Here is a 21,401-nt window from a genome sequence, read left to right as displayed (position 1 = left end):
TAAGTTTTAAGGTTAAATTGCGTTAAATAATTTATCATTAACCAAATTTGGTAGCGTAACCTTTAAATTTGGTTCGGCTTTCATGGCGCGTTTAATAGCAAAAATGGCTTCATCATTTCTTGCCCAACTCCTTCTAGAAATACCATTGTTTACATCCCAGAATAACATTGATTTTAAACGTCTATCAGCATCATTACTACCATCAAGAACCATACCAAACCCACCATTTATAACTTCGCCCCAACCAACGCCACCACCATTATGAATACTTACCCAAGTGGCACCACGGAAGCTATCACCAATTACATTTTGAATGGCCATATCAGCTGTGTAGCGCGATCCGTCGTAAATATTACTAGTTTCTCGGTAAGGTGAATCTGTTCCGGATACATCGTGATGATCGCGACCAAGAATAATTTGGCCAATCTCACCTTTTGCAATGGCATTATTAAAGGCTTTTGCAATTTTCATTCGCCCTTCGGCATCGGCATATAGTATTCTAGCCTGTGAGCCGACTACTAATTTATTTTCTTGTGCACCTTTTATCCATTGAATATTATCCGCCATTTGTTGCTGAATTTCTTCAGGTGAGTTTCTCTTGATCTCCTCTAAAACTTGGCAAGCTATAGCATCTGTTTTTGCTAGATCTTCGGGTTTTCCTGAAGCACATACCCAGCGGAATGGGCCAAAACCGTAATCAAAGCACATAGGGCCCATAATATCTTGTACGTAACTTGGATATTTAAACTCGCGCCCATGAGTTGGTTTTTTTGCCATAACATCTGCTCCAGCCCGAGAGGCTTCTAATAAAAATGCATTTCCGTAATCAAAGAAATACGTGCCTTTTGCTGTGTGTTTATTAATAGCTTTGGCATGACGTCGGAGGGTTTCTTGAACTTTTTCTTTAAATAAATTAGGGTTGTTAGCCATCAGGATGTTTGACTCCTCAAAACTCAAGCCTACTGGGTAGTAGCCGCCAGCCCAAGGGTTGTGTAATGATGTTTGATCACTACCCAAATCAATGGTAATATTGGCTTCATCAAATTTTTCCCAGACATCTACTACGTTTCCTAAATAGGCAATAGAAATCGTTTCTTTATACTGTTTTGCTTGTTCAACTCGTGATACCAATTGGTCTAAATCCGTTATCTTTTCATCAATCCAACCTTGATCTAAACGCACTTGCGTTATTTTAGGATTCACTTCTGCACATACTGTAATACAACCAGCAATATTTCCAGCTTTTGGTTGGGCGCCACTCATGCCACCTAAACCAGATGTTACAAATAGATTTCCTTTTGGTGATTTTTTTATTTTTCTGAAACCATTTAAAACTGTTATGGTTGTTCCATGCACAATGCCTTGTGGGCCAATATACATATAGCTTCCAGCAGTCATTTGGCCATATTGGGTTACACCAAGTGCATTGTATTTTTCCCAATCATCGGGTTTAGAATAATTAGGAATCATCATGCCATTGGTAGCCACAACACGTGGTGCATCTTTATGAGAGGGAAATAAACCCATAGGGTGACCAGAATACATAACCAATGTTTGTTCTTCAGTCATTTCCGCAAGGTACTTCATGGTTAATAAATATTGTGCCCAATTGGAAAAAACACCACCATTTCCACCGTAGGTAATTAGTTCATGTGGATGTTGCGCCACCGCGTAATCCAAATTGTTCTGAATCATGAGCATAATAGCAGCAGCTTGCTTTGTTTTTGCTGGATATTCGTCCATAGGACGTGCATACATTTTATAATCTGGACGCAGGCGATACATGTAAATTCTACCGTAGGTTTCTAATTCGTTTTTAAACTCCGGCAATAAAGTTTCATGATGTTTGGGATCAAAATAACGCAATGCATTACGTAATGCTAATATTTTTTCCTCATCAGATAAGATATTTTTGCGTTTTGGTGCGTGATTTATTTCCGAATCATATGGTTTTGATTCGGGTAATGAATTTGGAATGCCTTGTAATATGTGTTCTTGAAATGTCATAAATTCAGTATTCAGTTTTTCTTATTATAGCCATAAGGGCAATGTCTGCAGCCGCTTTCACAACAGTATCCACGTTTTAAGTGATACTGCTCTGTAAAACAGCGATAACCTTCAGGTGTCCAGTAGAAATCACCTTCTTCAATCGGTATGATTTTCTTCATTTTACAAATATAATGTAAATTGGACTGATTTTTGAATCTTGTTTATTATGATTGTCGTTTCAAAATATATTATCCCTAAACGTTATTTAGGACTTACTATTTGGCCTTTTATTTTTTTGAAGAATAGACTTTTGAAAGAAGATGTGGTTTTGATAAATCATGAACGGATCCATATCAGACAACAAATTGAATTGTTAGTTCTTCCTTTTTTTATTTTGTATGTTTTGGAGTTTATACTTCGTTTCTTTCAATATAGATCTTGGCATCTTGCTTATAGAAATATTTCATTTGAGCGCGAGGCTTATGAAAATGAAAACGACCTTAATTATTTAAAATCAAGGCCGTTTTGGAATTTTTCGAACTACGTTATCATCTGAAATGTGGGTGTTTTAATAATAAAACCTGCTGCTTTAAATTAAGGGTTTGTTTTTAGTGCTTCCTATTTTGTTACTTTATTTCCTTTTTTTTCTGTTTTAAGTCGAAAAATTCCGCTTTAGTTGGAATTAGTTACAGGTTTGCCTGTTTTTGGTTGTTTTTTATCCATTCTGTTTTTCATAGGGTATCCATAGGGTATCCATAGGGTATCTATAGGGTATCTATAGGGTATCTATAGGTGAGGTATTGGTTGTTATAGAGAGATTCAAAGATGCGTAGAGTTTCTCGAAACGTATATTTTGATATGGATTTTGCTTATATTATTATTCTTGGTACTTATCATAATGACTAGAAACCTTGGGCTTTTGGTTTATGATAAGGATTTCAGTTTATGTCATAAAAAACGACCTTAATTAAAAAAATCAAGGCCGTTTGGGAATTTTACTACTTATATTTAAAAATTATCGTTTCAAAATTACCTTCTCAATACGTGACATGTTATTAGTTGTGGTAGCTTTAACAATGTAAGCGCCATCAGAAAAGCTTAAATTGTCAAAAACTATTTCTTGTGAATTAATATTTAGTTTCTGAATCAATTCACGACCTAACATATCATAAACAAAAACCGATTTAATGCTGCTGTTTTTAGATGATACTTTTATATAGCTACTATTAGGTGCTGTGATAGTTAAACCAGAATTCGCGTTATATTCATCAACGGACAACGAATTATTAGTGTAACGTAAAATAAAACGATCATTAAACGTACCCGCTTCGGTATTGAAACTATATGGTGAAATACGTACGTTATGGATTGTGTTTGTGTAAGTATCTTCAATGAAAATGATTTGATCAGTCTCTAAAAATAAACCATCAAGCGTATTTAAAGCAATAGAGTAATTTCCAGTTGAAGCTATTTCAACACCTAGTGGCACTAAATCAGAATCAACAAACGGTAATGTTCTCCCTTGAATGGACATTTCTTCAGTGTTGATAAGTGAATAGAAGCGGTTACTGGTTTCACTTAATTCAAAGCCGTCAAAAAGCCTGTCTACATCATTGGTAGCATTCTCTATATAGCCTACCAAAATAGAATTTGCGCTATTGTTTGGTGCAATTAAATCTAGCCAGATGCGGTGTTTTTCAATTTCTATGAAGTTTTCGGAAGTATTATTTGTTCTGTAAAATTGGCTATTATTCAACGTTTCACTTCGCATGGTATTATTAAATATAACGCTAGAACTCACTGGAGCTGCATGTTCCATAAGTACAAAAAATGCTTGTCCTGCGGCGATATCACCTCCGAAACCAGGAGGATTAGAGCCTGTGCCATTATGTGCTATGTAATCATTTTGGTTGTAATTGTAAACAAAACCATCATAAAAAGGATCATCTTCAGCATTGCTTGGCGTAACTAAATGTCGCCATAAATATACGGTTCCGGTAATTGTTGGACTCGGTATATTTGCATTTGCATTTAGAAAAGCATTTGCAGAGATTGCAGAAGGATACGGATTACCAACTAAATTCCAGTTGTCGTCTAACCTCGTAGCTATTGTGTTTCCTCCACCTGTATAATCTATTCCATCATAAATGCCTCTTGTTATAGCTTTTGTAATGACACCATTGTTAGGTTTGCCTAAAAATTCAGGGGTTCCAGCTGTTGGCGTTCCAGCCACATTTCTAATAATATATCCTTTACCGTTTAGCATGGTTTCCGTTGTTGCTTGCCAATTTCCGAAATTTCCAGCACCATTCCCAGGAATGGTTGGAATCCATTGATATCTTAATGAAGATCCGGGAGATACATTGGTTACATCAAATCCTTCTACGGGTGAGGACCAATAAATATAATCATAAGAGCTTGCAATAGTTGCTGTTCGTCTCATATTTATATTGCCATTTCCAGAGTTGTTATTAACATTGGCTGCTCCATCGGTAACTTGTATTAAGCTACCAGAGTCTCTAATATCAATAGTTCCATCCAGATGAACCCAATCTGTTACAACCAATTTTGTATTAGAAGCGACTTCCAAACGGGCAGTGGGTGCAACAGTTAAATTTAAAGCAAAAGCTGGAGAAGGCGGAGTAGGAGGTGTAAAATAGCTTTCATCAGCAATTGGGAAATCAATATTTGAAACAGTTGTATCAGGTATAAGTACACAATCTGTGGCTGTTGGAACACCATTTGGTTCCCAATTACCGTCTATATACCAATTGTTATCAATATATCCCATCCATGTTTTACTCGATTGGTTTACAATAATTTCGTCTGTTAATTCAAGTGCACCCGAACAAGTGATGTAATTTGAAACTGCAAAATAAGAGTCAGGAGTATTAACAGTTACCGTACCATCTCCATTGTCAGTCACTTCATTTCCGGGTGCTACCGAACCTTGATACCAAGTAATGTTTGATGGTACTATAGCGGCTCCGTCTGGAGTAAAACGCCAAGCTTCGTTAGTTGCCTCCCAATTGGTATCCAATCCATTTCTACATGGAGCCACCGCGTATTGGTTGTTAGGAGCTAAAGGTGTAATATCTCCTTGAATTCCTACAATGGCATTACCGCCATTCCATGGAGAGTTGTTTCCGTTTTCTATTCGTTTCTCTTCTATAAATACTTCGATAATGTTTGTGGTTTCATGTAATACAATCATAGCGGTATGTAGTCTGCTAGCATCACCAAACATAGGAATGTCGTTCCAAGATACTTGAAATTGTCTGCAAGGAGCAGTGCCAATAGTTCGGCTTTTAATAGCACCTACAGGTAAAGAGGTAGGGATGATATCATGATAGACTCCATAAATAGTTTGTTCAAATAAAGCTCCTACTGTACTAGGTAGGTTGTTGTTAAAACTATAGCCAGCATAATCTCCTGCATCAATGTTGCTATCGAAGGTAATTGCTCCATTTGGACTTACTAAAGTTTGAGTGTATGAGTTTTCATAAAAACAAAAATCAAATCCAAGATTAGTTTTAGAATCAGCCCAGTAATCATCAGTCGTAATAGATTGATTGTTGCTATTTCCAAGGGTTGGAAAATCGTAATTAGGAGCTGGATTTGGGTATGTTATTTGTTCTACAAGGTAGCTAGTGGTTTCTTTTAAGTTCGAATTTGCTTGTAAAGTAACAGTAGGAAAGCTACAATCTAAATTTACAGTTGGGTCTGATATAAATGGATCTGCATTAAAAGGGTTGTTACCTTGCTCATCAATTATTACAGTGGGACAGAGGGTTGGTGTTGTTACAATATCAGTGCAGCCAGTATTGAAAGTTGTGGTGAACCATGCACCAAAATCTACAGCGTTACAAATACCTCTTACAAAAACATAATAAGTAGTTCCTATCGCTAAACCAGTTAAGTTTATAGTTGTTCCTGAAGTGGTGCCAGTAATGTCTCCTGCAGGTGTTGTTGTCGTATTATCTGTTGATACGATATATTCATATCCATTTGCAGGAGCAGGGACTGGAGCTGTCCAACTTAAAGATGTAGTGGTTGTAGTTGTAACAATTGCGGTTAAAGCTTGTGGGTTTGCTGTACAGTTTAAAGGAGTAATTGTTAGGGAGTAATCTTCAAAACTACCATAGCTTCCAGAATAACAAGGATCTGTAACTGGCCCAAAATCTCGCCCGCCAATACGCATAAGGTGCGTTCCAGTAGTACCTCCGGGAATTAAAAACGACGCATTTATTGTATTAGGATTTCCGCCTGGAGATTCTCCAACAAACATTTCTTCACCTGGACCTGTAAAGTCTAAATCATCATTCCAATCTACCCAGATAGTGGTATCATAATCTAGCGTAGTGCCAAAAGTCACACTAATGGGTAAAGTGCTTCCTTCTAGAGCTGTACCAACTTGCGAAGTGTAATTTCCATAATTATTTGCTTCAATTCCAGTAGTGTTGTTTACTGTGCTGAACGTCACATTTGTTATCCCTTGTCCATCAACGCTTGAGGGCGAAGGTGTGCACACACAGGGTACAGTGCTCGTTCTGAAATTCCAAGTTATTGGCGTATTTGTAGTCGGACCACAAGGTCCAATTGGAACTACACGCCAATAATATTGCGTATTCGCTAATAGAGTTCCTGTATTATAAGTTCTTGGAATTTGATTTGAACTAACCAAAGGTGGAGTCGCATTCGTGCCAAAATATACGTCATAACCCGTTGCACCTGCGGCAGCAGACCAATTTATACTGTTAATTGCTCCTAAACCAGCATAACAAACGTTAGTTGTATTATTTGTTGGGTTAGTGGCTCCAGACAGACTATTTATTGCATTATTAACAGTAACTAACACACTTCCAGATCCAGAACTCCAGCAACCTGTAGCGTTGTTTTGTGCTCTAATATAGTATCTGCCAGAAGTATTAACAACTAATGGTGTATTTGAATTATTTGTAGTATTTGTTCCGTTGGCAGTGGTTTGCCAAAACCAAGTAATTCCTCCGGTAGGAGTTCCACTTCTTGTAATGGTAACGCCAGTTGGGTTGCATTGTGGGGAGTTGCTTGTAGGGTTTGCAGGGTTTGCTGGTAGAGGGTTTACTGTAAAAGTGGCAGCGCTTGTTATAGTGCCTCCAGGTGTGGTAACAGATACGGTTCCTGTAGTTCCGGTTCCAACAGTAACGGTAATGGAGTTTGCTGTATTTGCCGTAACAGTGGCATTAGTTCCTCCAATAGTTACGGAAGATGTAGCAGATAAATTTGTGCCTGTAATTGTTAAAGAGCTTCCAGTGCATCCTACATTATTGCTTAAACTAGTTATAGCTGGAGCCACAGGGACACCAATTATTAATAAATAATCATGAGTCTCACTTCTATCATCAAACCCACATGGGCTTACATCTGATGTGGACCAATCTGATCGTACTCGCATTCGATACGTTCCGGCTGGTGTAGCAGCAGGCACTGTAAAAGTGCCTGTTTGTGTAGCTAGATAACCCGGAGAGTTAAAAACGTTTTCATTAGAATTGTTGAAAGAAAAATCACTATTCCAATCTACCCAAATATTGGTCTCAAACGTACCTCCAACATGGGTAGCACTAAAATTAATATTTGAACCTGCAATTTGGCTAGCTGATCTAGCAGTAAAATCACCATAACCACCAGCTGAAAAACCGGAGCCATTATGAGTTATATTAGTTAAACCGCCAGTAGTAGAAAAGTTATTTATATAGTAACCGTTGGCAGTTGATGAAGGTGTGCAATAGCTTGTTGGCGGTGCATTTCTCGTAATCACCAATGTGTATTCTGCATATGCAGGGGAAGGCCAATTATCAACCACCAAATAATAAGTGCCTGCGGCTAAAGTGTATGTAGCACTGCCAGTTGTATTTGTTCCTGTAACGAAGCCGCCAACACAATTTCCTGTGGTTGGTGCGCATGCGGTATGAATAGAAAATGACTTATACGTATTTCCTGTGGTGTATGCAAATGTGTAATCTCCACCACCTGCGGGAACAACTATACTATAGAATCCATCAGGGCCTCCTCCATATAATCCGCTTTCACAATTAAAATTATCTATGGTATCTGTAAAACTGCTCAAGTTCCGTGGGCCTGTTGTAATGCTGTTACCTGCGGTTGGTAAAGTAAGATTAACAGCGGCAACACATGTGTTACCTGGAGCTTGAGCAAAAATATCTGTAAAAACTGATAAATATAAGATACCTGTCAGCAGGAGTAATTTTTTAATCATGAGCTACTATTTGAGGTTTATTAAATACAAATTGTATTTTCACCAAATCAAATAGGTGTTGTGCGGTAGGTTTTGGGGTTATTAGTCATGAAATTATCGTTTAAATGTTAAAAAGCTGATAATTCATTATAATATTTTGAAATATACTAAAAAAAGTAAACTAAAAAACTATAAAGCATAAATATTTATTAAAATTTATATAATGTTCGAGATTTCTGAAAATTTAAATATTCGTATTGATAATCAGCTTTTTGTAAAACCGGACTATTTGGTGGATCCATTTATATCAGGGAACAAGTATCGTAAATTAAAATACAATATTCTAGAAGCTAAAAAGCAAGATGTTCAAACACTTTTAACCTTTGGAGGTGCTTATTCAAACCATATTGCAGCAGTTGCTGCGGCCGGAAATCGATTTAAGTTTCAAACTATAGGCGTAATTCGAGGGGAAGAATTATCGAAAGAAATCCAGAAGAATCCAACTTTAAGGTTTGCAAAATCGCAAGGCATGCAATTTTATTTTGTTTCACGGGACACATATCGGGAAAAAGAAACAGAAACATTTATTGAGAATTTAAGGAATAAATTTGGCGAATTTTATTTCATACCTGAAGGTGGCACAAATGAATTAGCTATAAAAGGTTGTGAAGAAATATTAACGGAACAGGATACGGAATTCGATTTCATTACGTCTGCAGTGGGAACGGGTGGTACTATTTCTGGATTAATAAATTCAGCAAAAGCACATCAAAAAATTCTTGGTTTTCCTGCCCTTAAAGGTGATTTTTTACGGAAAGATATTAGTAAATTTGCAAAGCGGGAAAATTGGGATTTAATTTCGGATTACCATTTTGGAGGTTATGCTAAAATAAATTTGGAATTAATTAGTTTTATTAATGATTTTAAGCAACAATTTAATATACCATTAGACCCCATTTATACAGGAAAAATGGCTTTTGGAGTATGCGATTTGATAAAAAAAGGATATTTTCCTAAAGATGCTAAAATACTAATGATTCATACGGGAGGCCTACAAGGAATTAAGGGTATGAATCGTATTTTAGAAAAGAAGAATATGATAAAAATTCAATGAAAATGAAGCGAGTACTAGTAGTAATTTGTATGGCATTAATTGTTTTTAGTTGTGGTTCTAAAAAACGAGCAGCTTCTAAATCCAAGAATAAAACCAAAACGGAGCGGGTTGTAAAAACGCCAGAGGTGAAAAAACCAACGGTGGAAACGCCATCAGAATATCCTGTTAAAAAAAAGGTGGTAATAAGCAATAGTCCTATTGATGATTATATTGCATTGTATAGTGATATTGCTCAAGAAGAAATGCGCTTATACCAAATTCCAGCTAGTATTACTTTAGCTCAAGGGATTTTAGAATCCAGTTCGGGTCGCGGTCGTTTGGCAGTTGAAGCTAACAATCATTTTGGAATAAAATGTCATGAATGGACAGGTGCTAGAATTTATCATGATGATGATGCCGATCAAGAATGTTTCCGAAAGTATAATGATGCCAAATATTCCTATCGTGATCATTCACTATTCTTGAAGGAACGTAAACGTTATTACAAGTTATTTGAATTGGAAATTGACGACTATGAAGGCTGGGCTAAAGGTTTAAAAGCCGCAGGATATGCAACGGATAGAAAGTACCCTGATAAATTAATTAGTCTTATTGAGCGTTATGAATTGTACAAATATGATGAAATAGTTACTGGAAAAAAAACACGAGTTGCTGAAGTTAGTTCATCTATGGAATCTTCTCATCGAGTGGTTAAAGGTGATACCCTTTATTCACTTTCAAAACGCTACAATACAACCGTTGAAAATTTAAAACGCCTCAATAATTTATCATCTAATAATTTAAATATTGGAGATTTAATAGTGGTAAAATCTAATTAAAGTATAAATTTTATGCAATACAAAAGAAGTAGTGCGCTTTTTGCACAAGCTGAAAAAGTAATCCCAGGTGGTGTAAACTCTCCCGTAAGAGCCTTTGGAGCTGTTGGAGGAACACCTATTTTTATAAAAAAAGCGCATGGACCTTATTTAATAGATGAAGATGATAATCAATATATCGATTACATTAATTCTTGGGGACCCATGATTTTAGGTCATGCTTTTCAACCCGTAGTTGATGCGGTCGTTGAAAAAACAAAGCTTGGAACATCCTTCGGAACACCGACGGAAATTGAAACTAAAATTGCTGAATTGGCGGTTTCCATGGTTCCTAATATTGATAAAATTAGATTTGTAAATTCGGGAACCGAAGCTTGTATGAGTGCTGTTCGTTTAGCACGTGGTTTTACAGGAAAAGATAAAATTATAAAGTTTGCCGGTTGTTATCATGGTCATAGTGATAGTTTTTTAATTCAGGCAGGAAGTGGTGCTGTAACCTTCGGATCACCAAATAGTCCAGGTGTAACCCAAGGTACAGCTAAAGATACTTTATTAGCTAATTTTAACGATTTAGAAAACGTTAAAGAATTAATTCAAGCAAATATTAATGAGATAGCCTGTATTATTTTAGAGCCTGTGGCAGGGAATATGGGATGTATTCCTCCTAAACAAAATTTTCTACAAGGCTTAAGAGATTTATGTACAGAACATAATATTCTTTTAATTTTTGATGAGGTTATGACGGGTTTCCGCTTATCAAAAGGAGGCGTTCAGCAATTATATGGTATTAAAGCGGATATCGTTTGTTTTGGAAAAGTAATAGGAGGCGGTTTACCAGTTGGTGCGTTTGCAGCTCGTGAAGAAATAATGAATCATTTAGCGCCGCTCGGGCCTGTTTATCAGGCAGGAACATTAAGTGGTAATCCGTTAGCTATGGCGGCTGGTTTGGCAATGCTACAGGCATTGAATACGGATGATGAAATTTATAGACGCCTAGAAGAAAAAACAGCCTATTTGCATAATGGGATGTCTAAAGTTTTAACTGAAAACAATATCGTTCATACCATTAATAGAGTTGGTTCCATGATATCTGTTCATTTTTCAGATACCCCTGTTGTAGATTTTCAATCGGCTGCCAATGGAAATAATGAAACCTTTAAAAAGTTTTTTCATGGTTTGCTAGATGGTGGTATTTATATAGCGCCAAGTGCATTTGAAACATGGTTTATTACGGATGCTTTAAGTTATGATGATCTGGATAAAACAATTGAAGTAGTTGGCAAAGTTGCTAAAACTTTATAAATTAAAAAGCGATCTGAATTTCAGGTCGCTTTTTTGTAACACTCATAAATTAAAGCTCCTACTTATATAGGAAGCATTTTACTGAATTCTTCTTTCTGATCGTCATCTAAAACCTTTTTCATGTCATTTTGAAATTTCGGTTCATCTAATAATGCTCTTGAAATATCATCCAAATTATCACTGGACCCCGATCCTAAAAGTTTACTAGCAGAATCCCCAATTAATTTTTGAAACTTCGGTGATTTCAACTGACTTACTACTAAATCTGAAGCCATTTTTTGTTGCGATTCATTTAAATTTAATTTTTTGGCAAATTTTCTAACTTGATCTCCAGCTATTTGATCAATCATAGAGCTGGATTCGCTAGATGCCGTAGTGCTTAAACTGTTTAAATCTTGTGCAGAAAGCTGCATACCTATTAAAGCCAATACAATAACTAGTAATTTTTTCATAATAGAGTTTTTTTAGTGATTGTAATTTAGCGATATTTTTTTTAATATAAAAAAAGGCAGATATTTTAATTCATATCTGCCTTTTAGTAAACTAATTAACCAACTCAAATTTTATTTTCCATGTTTTTTCTGCTTTCTTGAATTGCGTCCTTTTTCCATGCGTTTCTTTTGAAGCTTCTCCCATTTAGCGTATTGCTCATCATTTAAAATCTCTTTCATTTTAGCTTTCATAGCAATTTGCTTATCCAACCTGTCATTTTTCATTTTAAGCTTGTCGTCTTTCGAAACTGACTTCGCTTCTTTTTCTTTCTGAAATTCTTGACGCTTTTCCATCATGGCTTTGCGTTCTTTTGCGGCTTCCAGGTTCAATGTCATAACTTGTTTTTGTTGTTCTTTCGTTAAATCTAAATCCAACGTTAATTTTTTAGTTTGCAATTCCGCCATTTCTTCTGGAGTGTACGCTTGCATCTTTTCAGCTCGTTCACCTTTTTTATGCATTTGTTTTTTGTCTTGAGCAGATAATTGAAAAGTTACTAATGCTAAAGCAATTAAAAATATTTTTTTCATGATTTATAAGTATTAAAGTTTGTACATATAAGACATGGAAATATTAAAAAGGTTTAATGTTATAATTTTAAGTATTAGATTTTGGTTGGTAATTATAGTGTGAAAACAAGGTGTCTCTCTATTTCAAACTATATAAATAAGCAGAGATAAGAGCTATTATCTAAATTGAAATTGCCTTTGGAAGTTTTTTTGTTCTGAACTGCTAAGTATTCTTAAATTCAGATGTTTAGTGTTAAATATTTCTAAATAAATGAAACCTTTTAAGGTCTTTTAAGTCTAATAGATAAATATTAATATATAAACAGAAAATGAGACATTTATTAGTCATAAGCGGATTATTACTTGCAGCAAGTACAACCGTGGCTAGCAATTTAGTAACTGATAATTTTACAACCAATCCACACAAGCACAAACATAATCATGTTTCAAATAATTCTGTAATTAGCATTCAGGATGTACATGTAATTGAAATGGATGAGCCTATTGATTTAGGTTTTGATGTCAAGCAATATTTGCCTAATAATTTTAATCCTTTAGAGGGTAAGAATGATATTAATTGGAAGGAAACTGTTCTGATAGATTTACCAGAAGATATAAATTTAGGTTTTGATACGCATGCCTACTTGCCAAAAGACTTTAACCCATTAAAAGGCAAAGACGATATTAATTGGGAAAAAGTTTCTTTAATAGAAATAGAAGAAGATGTTCAGTTTAATTTCAATATCCAGGATTATTTACCTAAAGGGTTTAATCCTAATAAATAAATTTAGTTTTTCATATTAGTTTTAGTTGGTTAGTTAAAAACCCAATGATAGCGATATCATTGGGTTTTTGTTTCTCTACTTTATAACACCTACTATAAGGAGTTTAAATATTGGCGAATTAAATCATAACCTTCACTATGAACAATACTAGTGCCAATTAATGGCATACTAATACCAGGATTATAATTACGCATACGATTATCAATACTGCCTTTGCGTTCAAGAATCATGGATTCAGCAAAAGGAGTTTCGTATGTTAAACGTAATTCAGACTGGAATTCGCAATAGCCACCATCGGAATGACAATGTGCACAATTAACATCAAAATAGGCGCGAGAACGCTCTTCAATTGTATAGCTAGTGTCTTCCCAATTTGGCAATGTCGTAACGCTTGAAGGGTCTGAAAGGTTTGATAAATGTCCAGCATTAATAAAGTCTTGAAGCTGATTATTAAAATTCATAGTTCTCATTTTTGGTCCAATAGGCGTAATTATATTACTACTATTATGGCAGTTAATACAGTCTTGCATGGACGGAACACCATAATTTATAGTGTTAGTGGTTCCGCTATCGTCAATAAAGGATACAGGAACGGTATGTGCCATATCATCTAAAACGGCATCCGTTTGGTTGGCATTCCACTTATAATTTCCTAATTCCCAAACACCATTAATTTTAATTAAAATTCGCGTTTCAATAATTGTTTTTCCTAATGATTCGTCACGCTCATCATTATTGTAATAAAAAGTTTTTGATATAACCGTATTATCTGGAAAATCTGGAAATCCGTTATCCACAAAATCCATAGTTGTTCCTGGAGGCAAGGCTATTAAACGCTGTTTGTGCGCGTAGTCTGTAAATAATGGCGTATTTAAGTTGTATTCGAAAGCACGAGAGCTTGGTGTTAAATCGTTTAGGTTTCCTGCAAATAAATTCAAATCCGAAAGATTTGGAAGGAGTTCTGGAATCACTAAAGGAGCAGAGGTGGTAAAGTTGAAAACATCCGAGTACATACTGGAATTGTCAATGCTGCAAATTGTTGTAATATAAACATCATAACTCGTATTGGCGGCAAGATTCGTTAGCATAACGGAAGTTTCAGCCCGATTAATAGTGGTGCCTGAACCTAGCATAAAGCCAGATAAACCGTATTCAACGGTAAAAGAAGTTGCGCTGTTGGCGTCGGTCCAAATTATTTCAGCACTTTCAAATGTTATGGTATTAGCAATAACACCTGTTGGTTTGGCACATTGTTGAACCGTTACTGGGTCATCATCATCGGAACATGAAACAATAAGTAGGAAGGCAAAAAGGAGTAGTAAATTGTTTTTCATTATTGATTAATTTTTTAACGGTTGTTAAAATAGTATTTTTCAACTTCAGATTATATATAAAATCGATAAAATTCTGATAATTCCTGTCTAATCCGCAATAATGGCGTTTTTTTCTAGATAAATTCGCGATACTGCATTACCCGAAAATCGAAGGTATTAAAGTCAGGATTGCTTGCCTTTAAATGCTTGTAAAGTGGCAACCTACTTATAGAAATATTGGCTGCACCAGACCCAGAAGTCAAGGAAACTGTTTTGATAATGCGTTCTGTGGATTCTGTGTTCATATTGAATTGATGAATTCTTGGAACCTCATTAGAAAGCACTTCCAATTTCAAATTATAAGTTTTTAAATGCTTTCGGAAGAAGTATTCTGGACCGTTTTTACTGTTTCCTCCTGTAAATAACAAGGTGTCAATATTTGGGTATTCCTTTAAATAACCCAAGATATCCCGCAATATGATGTTTGTCATGCCTAAATCCGATGCGTCTATTTTTTCACGTTCCGCACTTTCTACAATGTCACAAACACCAATTTTATGCTGAATTAAAAACTGTTGGCGTTCTATAATGGCTTCTTCAGAATTGTCATAACGAAAATTTAAATTATGAATTTTATCAATAAACAACCACAGACTATTATAATAACTCCCATAGCAGAAATCGACGTCCTTTTCAAGCAAATCACCAGTAGAAAAACGTGGTGGTGGTAAGGTGCCCACAATTAATTTGGTGGTATCCTCTTGAATAAAAGGTTGGTATGGATGCTTATGAAAGAATGTCATTTTTGTTTTTAAAGATGATAAATTTATTGTAATTTATAGCTTAAGTTTTAAATACAAAAATGACATGGGAAAAGGTGATAAAAAAACAAAACGCGGTAAAATTAATCGCGGTTCGTATGGTGTAAGACGTCCACGAATTAAGAAGCAAGTACGTCCTGAAGAAAAAATAAGTGTTGATAAAAAAGCAAAGGCTTAAACCCTTCTTGCCAATGCAATTATCTGGTGAAAACTAATTTGTTTGAGCTGGATAGTTCATCGCTCAAACCATAACCCTCTAAATTGAATGCTTTAACATCATCTAAAGTTTCAGCGTTTTCATCAATAATAAACCGTGCCATTAGTCCTCTTGCTGCTTTAGCAAAAATACCAATGGTTTTATATTTGTCGTCCTTAAATTCTTTAAAGTCCACATCTATAACAGGAACTTTTAAAGCTTTTGTATCAATGGCTTTAAAATATTCATTACTAGCTAAATTCAAAAACAGCTCATCATCCTCTAATTCGTCATTCAAGGATTTAGTGACTTTCTTCTTCCAAAACTCATATAAGTTTTTGTTTTTGCCAACTGCTAATTTGGTGCCCATTTCCAATCGGTAAGGCATAATTAAATCCAAAGGCTTTAAAACGCCATACAATCCTGACAAAATCCGAACTGTATTTTGAAGGGAATCAATTTTTTCCATTGGAATCGTATACGCATCCAAACCACGATAAACATCGCCATTAAAGGCGTAAATAGCTTGTCTGGCAGAACCTTCCTTAAATGGTAGTTCCCATTCTTGGTTCCGGTCGTAATTCAACTGGCTTAAATTATCGGAAATACTCATAAGCTTCGACAAGCTTTTAGGAGATTTCTTTTTCAATAGTCCATTTAAACGTTCCGATTCTTTCAAGAATACGGATTCCGTAGATTTAGATGTTGGTAATTTGCTATGGTAGTCTAAAGATTTGGCTGGAGATATTACAAGTTTCATAGTATGTAAAAGTCCTATAATTAGGAATTGATTTTAGAGGTTCGTAACTTTTTTATGATTACCAAAGTTACAACTCACATGGCATAAAATCAATTTCTAATTTTGTTCTTTCTTATAAACCTATAGAAGAAATTTATTCTGAATCTTGATGCTTGGAATAATTACGCCACTTTTCAATACAGTCTTGCATATCTTGTGGAATTTCAGAATCAAATCGCATCATTTCGCCTGTTTTAGGGTGTACAAAACCTAACGATTTAGCGTGTAAGGCCTGTCTTGGTAAAATTTTAAAACAATTATCTACAAACTGGCGGTATTTTGTAAAGGTGGTTCCTTTTAAAATGCGTTCGCCACCATAGCGTTCGTCATTAAATAAGGTGTGACCAATATGTTTCATATGCACGCGAATTTGGTGTGTACGGCCTGTTTCTAATTTGCAAGAAACCAGGGTTACGTAGCCCAAGCGTTCCAAAACTTTATAATGCGTTACTGCTGGTTTTCCTTTGTCGCTCTCATCGCCAAAATACACGGTATTTTGTAATCTGTTTTTTGGATGTCTACCAATATTGCCTTCTATGGTGCCCTCTTCCTCTTCTATATTTCCCCAAGCAATAGCTATATATTCGCGCTCGCTCGTTTTATCAAAAAACTGCTTGGATAAATGGGCCATAGACTCTTCATTCTTGGCAATTACTAGCAAACCGCTGGTATCTTTATCGATTCTATGAACCAATCCTGGACGGTTACTGGAGTTGTTTGGTAAGTTTTCAAAATGATAAATTAAGGCATTTATCAAGGTTCCAGAATAATTTCCATGCCCTGGATGTACTACCATACCAGGTTCTTTATTGACAACCAATAAATCGTCGTCCTCATAAACAATGTTTAAGGGAATGTTTTCGGGTGTCAGCAAATACTCATAAGGTGGATGCTCAAAAAGCACCCGAATTTTATCTAATGGTTTTACTTTGTAGTTAGATTTTACTTGCTCGTCATTTACATAAATATTGCCGCTTTTTGCAGCAGCCTGAATTTTATTACGCGTGGCGTTTTCAATAAAATTCATTAAATATTTATCAATCCGAAGCGGTGTTTGCCCTTTTTCGGCAGTAAAAGCGTAGTGTTCGTATAAATCGTCTTCTTCGCTTTGATTTTCTGGAGTATAGTCTGCCATAATTAGTTTGAACCTGGTCTGTTTCCGTTACCTAAAACCAAATCGATTTTAGATGTTTTAGGCAATTCATCGCCTTCTTTTATTTCTTTACCGTTGTACATTAATTTTACCACTTCATTTTCACCTAAATAATCGGTAAAGGTTATCGTGCCAATAGCAAAGCCAAGCGCTTCCAATGTTGGTTTGGCTTGTCTAAATGTTTTTTCTTTTAAATTGGGAATTTTCACCTTTCGGAATCCTGATGGATTTAAGGTTACATAAATTTTTCGGCCATCTTTAACCTTCTCGCCAGCAATAGGGTCTTGCTCAATCACTGAAAATTTTGGATAATCAGGATTAAAATTTGAAGAATCTAAAATTTCTAATTTTAAATTGTTTTCGTTTAACTCCAAATTGGCCACACCAATAGATTTTCCTTTTAAATCGGGAACGGTTTCAAACTCACCATGATTGGTGGTAACATTTAGCCATTTTAATAAAATGAAACAAATAACTACTAAACCAACAATGGCTAGAATAATTTGAATTAGGAATGTTTTACTCGTCAGAAATTTTAAAAGACTCATGGAAACGGATTTGTTGGGCAAATATATAAAAACAGAACTGTTTTTAGTTTTGATTTATTAGTGATATTTTAGCTTAACTAATAATAGATACGTTTTATTGTTAGTTTTAGACTTAAATTGATTCGTAAACTTTAAATATGACGCCTTTAATTGCCGAAATATAGCCAATGAAAAAGAATATTGCCATTATTATGGGTGGTTACTCTAGTGAGTACGAAATTTCCCTAAAAAGCGGAAACGTGGTTTATAACGCTTTAAATACTTTAGATAACTATCATGTTTTTCGCATTCATATTTTTGAAAATAAATGGGTTTTTGTTTCGGATACGGAAACGGAGTTTCCAATTGATAAAAATGATTTCTCGGTTATCGTTGATGACGAAAAAATTACTTTCGACTGTGTTTTTAATGCCATTCACGGATCGCCTGGCGAAGATGGTATTATGCAAGCTTATTTAGAGTTGCTGAACATTCCGCATACCAGCTGTGGTATGTATCAGGCGGCTTTAACCTTTAATAAACGCGATTGCTTAAGCGTTTTAAGGCCTTATGGAATTAAAACGGCCGAAAGTTATTATATTAATCTAGGTGATGTTATTGATGAAGATGCCATTATTAAAAAAGTAGGTTTGCCTTGCTTTGTTAAAGCGAATCGTGCTGGGAGTAGTTTTGGAATTTCAAAAGTTTATAAAAAAGAGGAATTCAAAAAAGCGTTAGAAGTTGCTTACAAAGAAGATGATGAAATTATTATTGAATCCTATTTAGATGGGGTTGAAGTGTCTGTTGGTGTTATTTCCTACCAAGGCGAAATTATAGTATTGCCAATTACTGAAATTGTTAGCGAAAATGATTTTTTCGATTATCAAGCTAAGTATTTAGGGCAATCTAAAGAAATTACTCCTGCACGAATTTCAGAATCCGATGCCGAGAAAGTGCGTGCTTTAGCAAAAAGGGTTTATGAAATATTAAAAATGACGGGCTTTTCCCGAAGTGAATATATTTTTAAAGATGGCGAACCACATTTATTGGAAGTCAACACTGTTCCAGGATTAACAAAAGCTAGTATTTTGCCACAACAAGCGGCAGCTGCTGGAATTTCGTTAGAACAATTATTTCAGAATGCCATTGAAGAAGCGTTGAAATAGTGTTTAATTTGGCTTAAAATAATTATTAAGTATCTTTAATGTTTAGGAGTAAATTATGAAAAAAGCTGTATTTCCCGGATCTTTTGATCCATTAACTTTAGGTCATTACGATATTATTAAACGCGCTATCAAACTGTTTGATGAGGTTATTGTTGCCATTGGTGTGAATGCGGATAAAAAATACATGTTTTCATTAGAAGAACGCATGCGGTTTATTGAAGAATCATTTGCTGGCGAACCGAAAGTAAAAGTGGTTTCCTATGAAGGTTTAACAGTCGATTTTTGCCTGAAAAACAACGTCCAATTTATACTTCGTGGTTTGCGTAATCCCGGAGATTTCGAATTTGAAAAAGCCATAGCGCATACCAATCGCGATTTAGCACCTATAGAAACCGTATTTTTGTTAACGGCTGCGAATACGTCCTATATTTCATCATCCATTGTGCGCGATGTGATTCGTAATCAAGGCGATTATACCAAATTAGTACCCATTAGTGTTCGGGTAAAATAGTTATTTAAACTTGTATTCTGAAAGTGGTTTTGGAAACTCTTCAGGGTTTGCTGCTAAATGGTATCTCGGGTCATCAACCGCTTCAACAATAACTTCCCTGAATTTCGGACTAGCCTTATACATGAGTAATTTGCAATCTTCGCTTAAGTGTTTCAATTTAATCGATTTTCCTTCGGCTTCATATTTTTCAACTAAATTAAAAATAGCTTCTAAAGCAGAATGATCACTAATTCGCGATTCAACAAAGTCAATTTCAACATTTTGTGGGTCATTTTTAGGATCAAATTTTTGATTAAAAGCTGTTATACTTCCGAAAAATAATGGACCCCAAATTTCGTAAACTTTGGTGCCATCCTCACGCATGCGTTTTCTGGCGCGAATACGTTTGGCATTCTCCCAAGCAAAAGCTAATGCCGAAATAATAACACCAACAAAAACGGCAATGGCTAAATCGAATATAACTGTAACGGCTGAAACGATTATGAGTACAAAAGCATCGGATTTTGGAATTTTTTTAATAATGCGAAAACTAGACCATGCAAATGTTTCAATAACCATCATAAACATAACACCAACTAGTGCTGCAATTGGTACTTGCTCAATTAATTTATCTGTAAAAAGTATAAAAGTTAACAGCGTTAGAGCCATTACGATACCTGAAAGACGACCACGACCACCAGCGTTAATATTAATTACCGTTTGTCCAATCATACCACAACCTCCAGTTCCACCAAAAAGACCTGACATAATATTTCCAGCTCCTTGAGCAATACATTCTTGGTCGCCATTACCTCTGGTGTCCGTTAATTCATCCACCAAATTCATGGTCATTAATGATTCTATTAAACCAACGGAAGCGGCTAAAAACGCATAGGGAAGAATAAAATTTAGCGTGTCCCAATTAATTGGAAGATTTTGCCAAAGCTCTAAATTAGGTGTAGGAAATTCACCTTTTAAGCCTGTTCCACCACCTTCAATAATGTATGAACCAACCGTTGAAACATCTAAATTAAATCCGATTGCAATAAATGTGGTAACTAATATAGCCGTTAAAGCCGCAGGAATTTTTTTAGTTATTTTTGGTAAAATGGTCATGATGGTCATGGTTAAAAATACCAAGCCTAACATTAAATAGAGTTCAGCGCCTTCCATATAGGTGCTTACGTATTCCTTAACGCCATCGGTAGAAACTACTAATGATTTATGTGTAAACATTTTTACTTGAGCCCAAAAAATAACAATAGCTAAACCGTTTACAAAACCCAGCATTACGGAGTGCGGAATTAAACGCACAAAACGTCCCAACTTAAATACACCGGCTAAAATTTGAATAATTCCCATTAAAATAACGCAAGCCATTAAGTAGAAAAAACCCATATTATCTACAGGCTGATCAAAAAGAAGCCCTTTTGTATGTCCATCAGCAATCATGGTGACAAAAATTACAGCAACAGCACCAGCAGCGCCAGAAATTAAACCTGGCCTTCCTCCAAAAATTGCAGCAATTAATCCAATAATAAACGCACCAGAAAGTGCCATAAGTGGGTCTATTTGCGCCACAAAAGCAAATGCTACCACTTCTGGAATCATTGCTAATGAAACGGTTATCCCGCTTAAAATATCATTTTTAGGATTTGTTGTAAATTTTCGAAAAAATTGAGTCATCATTCTTTTTTT

18 protein-coding genes are annotated in these 21,401 nt (G+C 35.4%); 7 read left to right on the top strand and 11 right to left on the bottom strand.

The annotated features are described in order from the left end of the window. Positions 1-12: 12 nt before the first annotated feature. From GMA17_RS09425 to GMA17_RS09410, 3 genes are all read right to left on the bottom strand, one after another. Positions 13-2,007, bottom strand: a complete 1,995-nt coding sequence (locus GMA17_RS09425) for a urocanate hydratase (protein ID WP_248395374.1) — start codon at positions 2,005-2,007, stop codon at positions 13-15. A gap of 11 nt (positions 2,008-2,018) precedes the next feature. Next, entirely contained in the window at positions 2,019-2,168 is a 150-nt protein-coding gene (locus GMA17_RS09420) for a DUF5522 domain-containing protein (RefSeq protein WP_170244085.1), read from the bottom strand. An 836-nt stretch (positions 2,169-3,004) separates the two neighbouring features. Then, positions 3,005-8,245 (bottom strand): GEVED domain-containing protein, encoded by a 5,241-nt coding sequence (locus GMA17_RS09410; RefSeq protein ID WP_248395371.1) that lies wholly within the window; start codon positions 8,243-8,245, stop codon positions 3,005-3,007. A 202-nt stretch (positions 8,246-8,447) separates the two neighbouring features. Here GMA17_RS09410 and GMA17_RS09405 point away from each other — a divergent pair, with 202 nt between their 5' ends. Genes GMA17_RS09405 through hemL form a run of 3 tightly spaced genes read left to right on the top strand, consistent with a single transcriptional unit; the run spans position 8,448 to position 11,455 of the window. After that, entirely contained in the window at positions 8,448-9,338 is an 891-nt protein-coding gene (locus GMA17_RS09405) for a 1-aminocyclopropane-1-carboxylate deaminase/D-cysteine desulfhydrase (RefSeq protein ID WP_248395370.1), read from the top strand. 2 nt (positions 9,339-9,340) lie between these two features. Continuing rightward, positions 9,341-10,156: a glucosaminidase domain-containing protein gene (locus GMA17_RS09400; RefSeq protein ID WP_248395369.1), complete on the top strand. Its 816-nt coding sequence runs from the start codon at positions 9,341-9,343 to the stop codon at positions 10,154-10,156. 12 nt (positions 10,157-10,168) lie between these two features. Continuing rightward, positions 10,169-11,455, top strand: coding sequence for a glutamate-1-semialdehyde 2,1-aminomutase (gene hemL / locus GMA17_RS09395; RefSeq protein ID WP_248395368.1), 1,287 nt, complete (start codon positions 10,169-10,171; stop codon positions 11,453-11,455). Positions 11,456-11,517: 62 nt separating this feature from the next. Here hemL and GMA17_RS09390 read toward each other — a convergent pair whose 3' ends face one another. After that, positions 11,518-11,907 carry a hypothetical protein gene (locus GMA17_RS09390; RefSeq protein ID WP_248395367.1) on the bottom strand — a complete coding sequence of 130 codons (390 nt, stop codon included), beginning with the start codon at positions 11,905-11,907 and terminating at the stop codon, positions 11,518-11,520. A gap of 111 nt (positions 11,908-12,018) precedes the next feature. Then, complete coding sequence (locus tag GMA17_RS09385) at positions 12,019-12,474, bottom strand: hypothetical protein (RefSeq protein ID WP_248395366.1); 456 nt, start codon at positions 12,472-12,474, stop codon at positions 12,019-12,021. A gap of 308 nt (positions 12,475-12,782) precedes the next feature. Between GMA17_RS09385 and GMA17_RS09380 the strand changes: the two genes are divergently transcribed. Then, a complete protein-coding gene (locus tag GMA17_RS09380) occupies positions 12,783-13,238 on the top strand; it encodes a hypothetical protein (RefSeq protein ID WP_248395365.1) in 456 nt (151 codons plus the stop codon). A 92-nt stretch (positions 13,239-13,330) separates the two neighbouring features. On the opposite strand, the gene GMA17_RS09375 is transcribed toward GMA17_RS09380, so the two are convergent. Both GMA17_RS09375 and GMA17_RS09370 read right to left on the bottom strand, forming a co-directional pair. After that, positions 13,331-14,572 carry a fibronectin type III domain-containing protein gene (locus GMA17_RS09375; protein WP_248395363.1) on the bottom strand — a complete coding sequence of 414 codons (1,242 nt, stop codon included), beginning with the start codon at positions 14,570-14,572 and terminating at the stop codon, positions 13,331-13,333. Positions 14,573-14,685: 113 nt separating this feature from the next. Continuing rightward, on the bottom strand, positions 14,686-15,354 hold the full coding sequence (locus tag GMA17_RS09370; RefSeq protein WP_248395362.1) for a uracil-DNA glycosylase family protein: 669 nt from the start codon (positions 15,352-15,354) through the stop codon (positions 14,686-14,688). Positions 15,355-15,418: 64 nt separating this feature from the next. Between GMA17_RS09370 and GMA17_RS09365 the strand changes: the two genes are divergently transcribed. After that, on the top strand, positions 15,419-15,550 hold the full coding sequence (locus GMA17_RS09365; RefSeq protein ID WP_066254547.1) for a 30S ribosomal protein THX: 132 nt from the start codon (positions 15,419-15,421) through the stop codon (positions 15,548-15,550). Positions 15,551-15,569: 19 nt separating this feature from the next. Here the strand turns inward: GMA17_RS09365 and yaaA are convergent, their stop codons facing one another. From yaaA to GMA17_RS09350, 3 genes are all read right to left on the bottom strand, one after another. Further along, entirely contained in the window at positions 15,570-16,328 is a 759-nt protein-coding gene (yaaA, locus tag GMA17_RS09360; RefSeq protein WP_248395361.1) for a peroxide stress protein YaaA, read from the bottom strand. Between the two features lie 133 nt (positions 16,329-16,461). Next, positions 16,462-17,502 carry an RluA family pseudouridine synthase gene (locus GMA17_RS09355; protein ID WP_248395360.1) on the bottom strand — a complete coding sequence of 347 codons (1,041 nt, stop codon included), beginning with the start codon at positions 17,500-17,502 and terminating at the stop codon, positions 16,462-16,464. 2 nt (positions 17,503-17,504) lie between these two features. Further along, positions 17,505-18,068 (bottom strand): PASTA domain-containing protein, encoded by a 564-nt coding sequence (locus tag GMA17_RS09350; RefSeq protein ID WP_248395359.1) that lies wholly within the window; start codon positions 18,066-18,068, stop codon positions 17,505-17,507. 167 nt (positions 18,069-18,235) lie between these two features. Here GMA17_RS09350 and GMA17_RS09345 point away from each other — a divergent pair, with 167 nt between their 5' ends. Both GMA17_RS09345 and coaD read left to right on the top strand, forming a co-directional pair. Then, the gene (locus GMA17_RS09345; protein ID WP_248395358.1) at positions 18,236-19,213 is read left to right on the top strand and encodes a D-alanine--D-alanine ligase; all 978 of its coding nucleotides are present in this window, start codon (positions 18,236-18,238) and stop codon (positions 19,211-19,213) included. A 55-nt stretch (positions 19,214-19,268) separates the two neighbouring features. Continuing rightward, positions 19,269-19,724, top strand: a complete 456-nt coding sequence (coaD, locus tag GMA17_RS09340) for a pantetheine-phosphate adenylyltransferase (protein ID WP_248395357.1) — start codon at positions 19,269-19,271, stop codon at positions 19,722-19,724. On the opposite strand, the gene GMA17_RS09335 is transcribed toward coaD, so the two are convergent. Then, on the bottom strand, positions 19,725-21,389 hold the full coding sequence (locus GMA17_RS09335; protein ID WP_248400638.1) for a SulP family inorganic anion transporter: 1,665 nt from the start codon (positions 21,387-21,389) through the stop codon (positions 19,725-19,727). It lies immediately after the preceding gene. Positions 21,390-21,401: the final 12 nt, after the last annotated feature.

It is taken from the genome of Bizionia sp. M204, from assembly GCF_023205095.1.
Classification (GTDB): Bacteria; Bacteroidota; Bacteroidia; order Flavobacteriales; family Flavobacteriaceae; genus Algorimicrobium; species Algorimicrobium hallyeonense.
The sequence above is the reverse complement of the archived record's forward strand: the minus strand, read 5'-3'. Positions and strand labels throughout refer to the sequence as shown.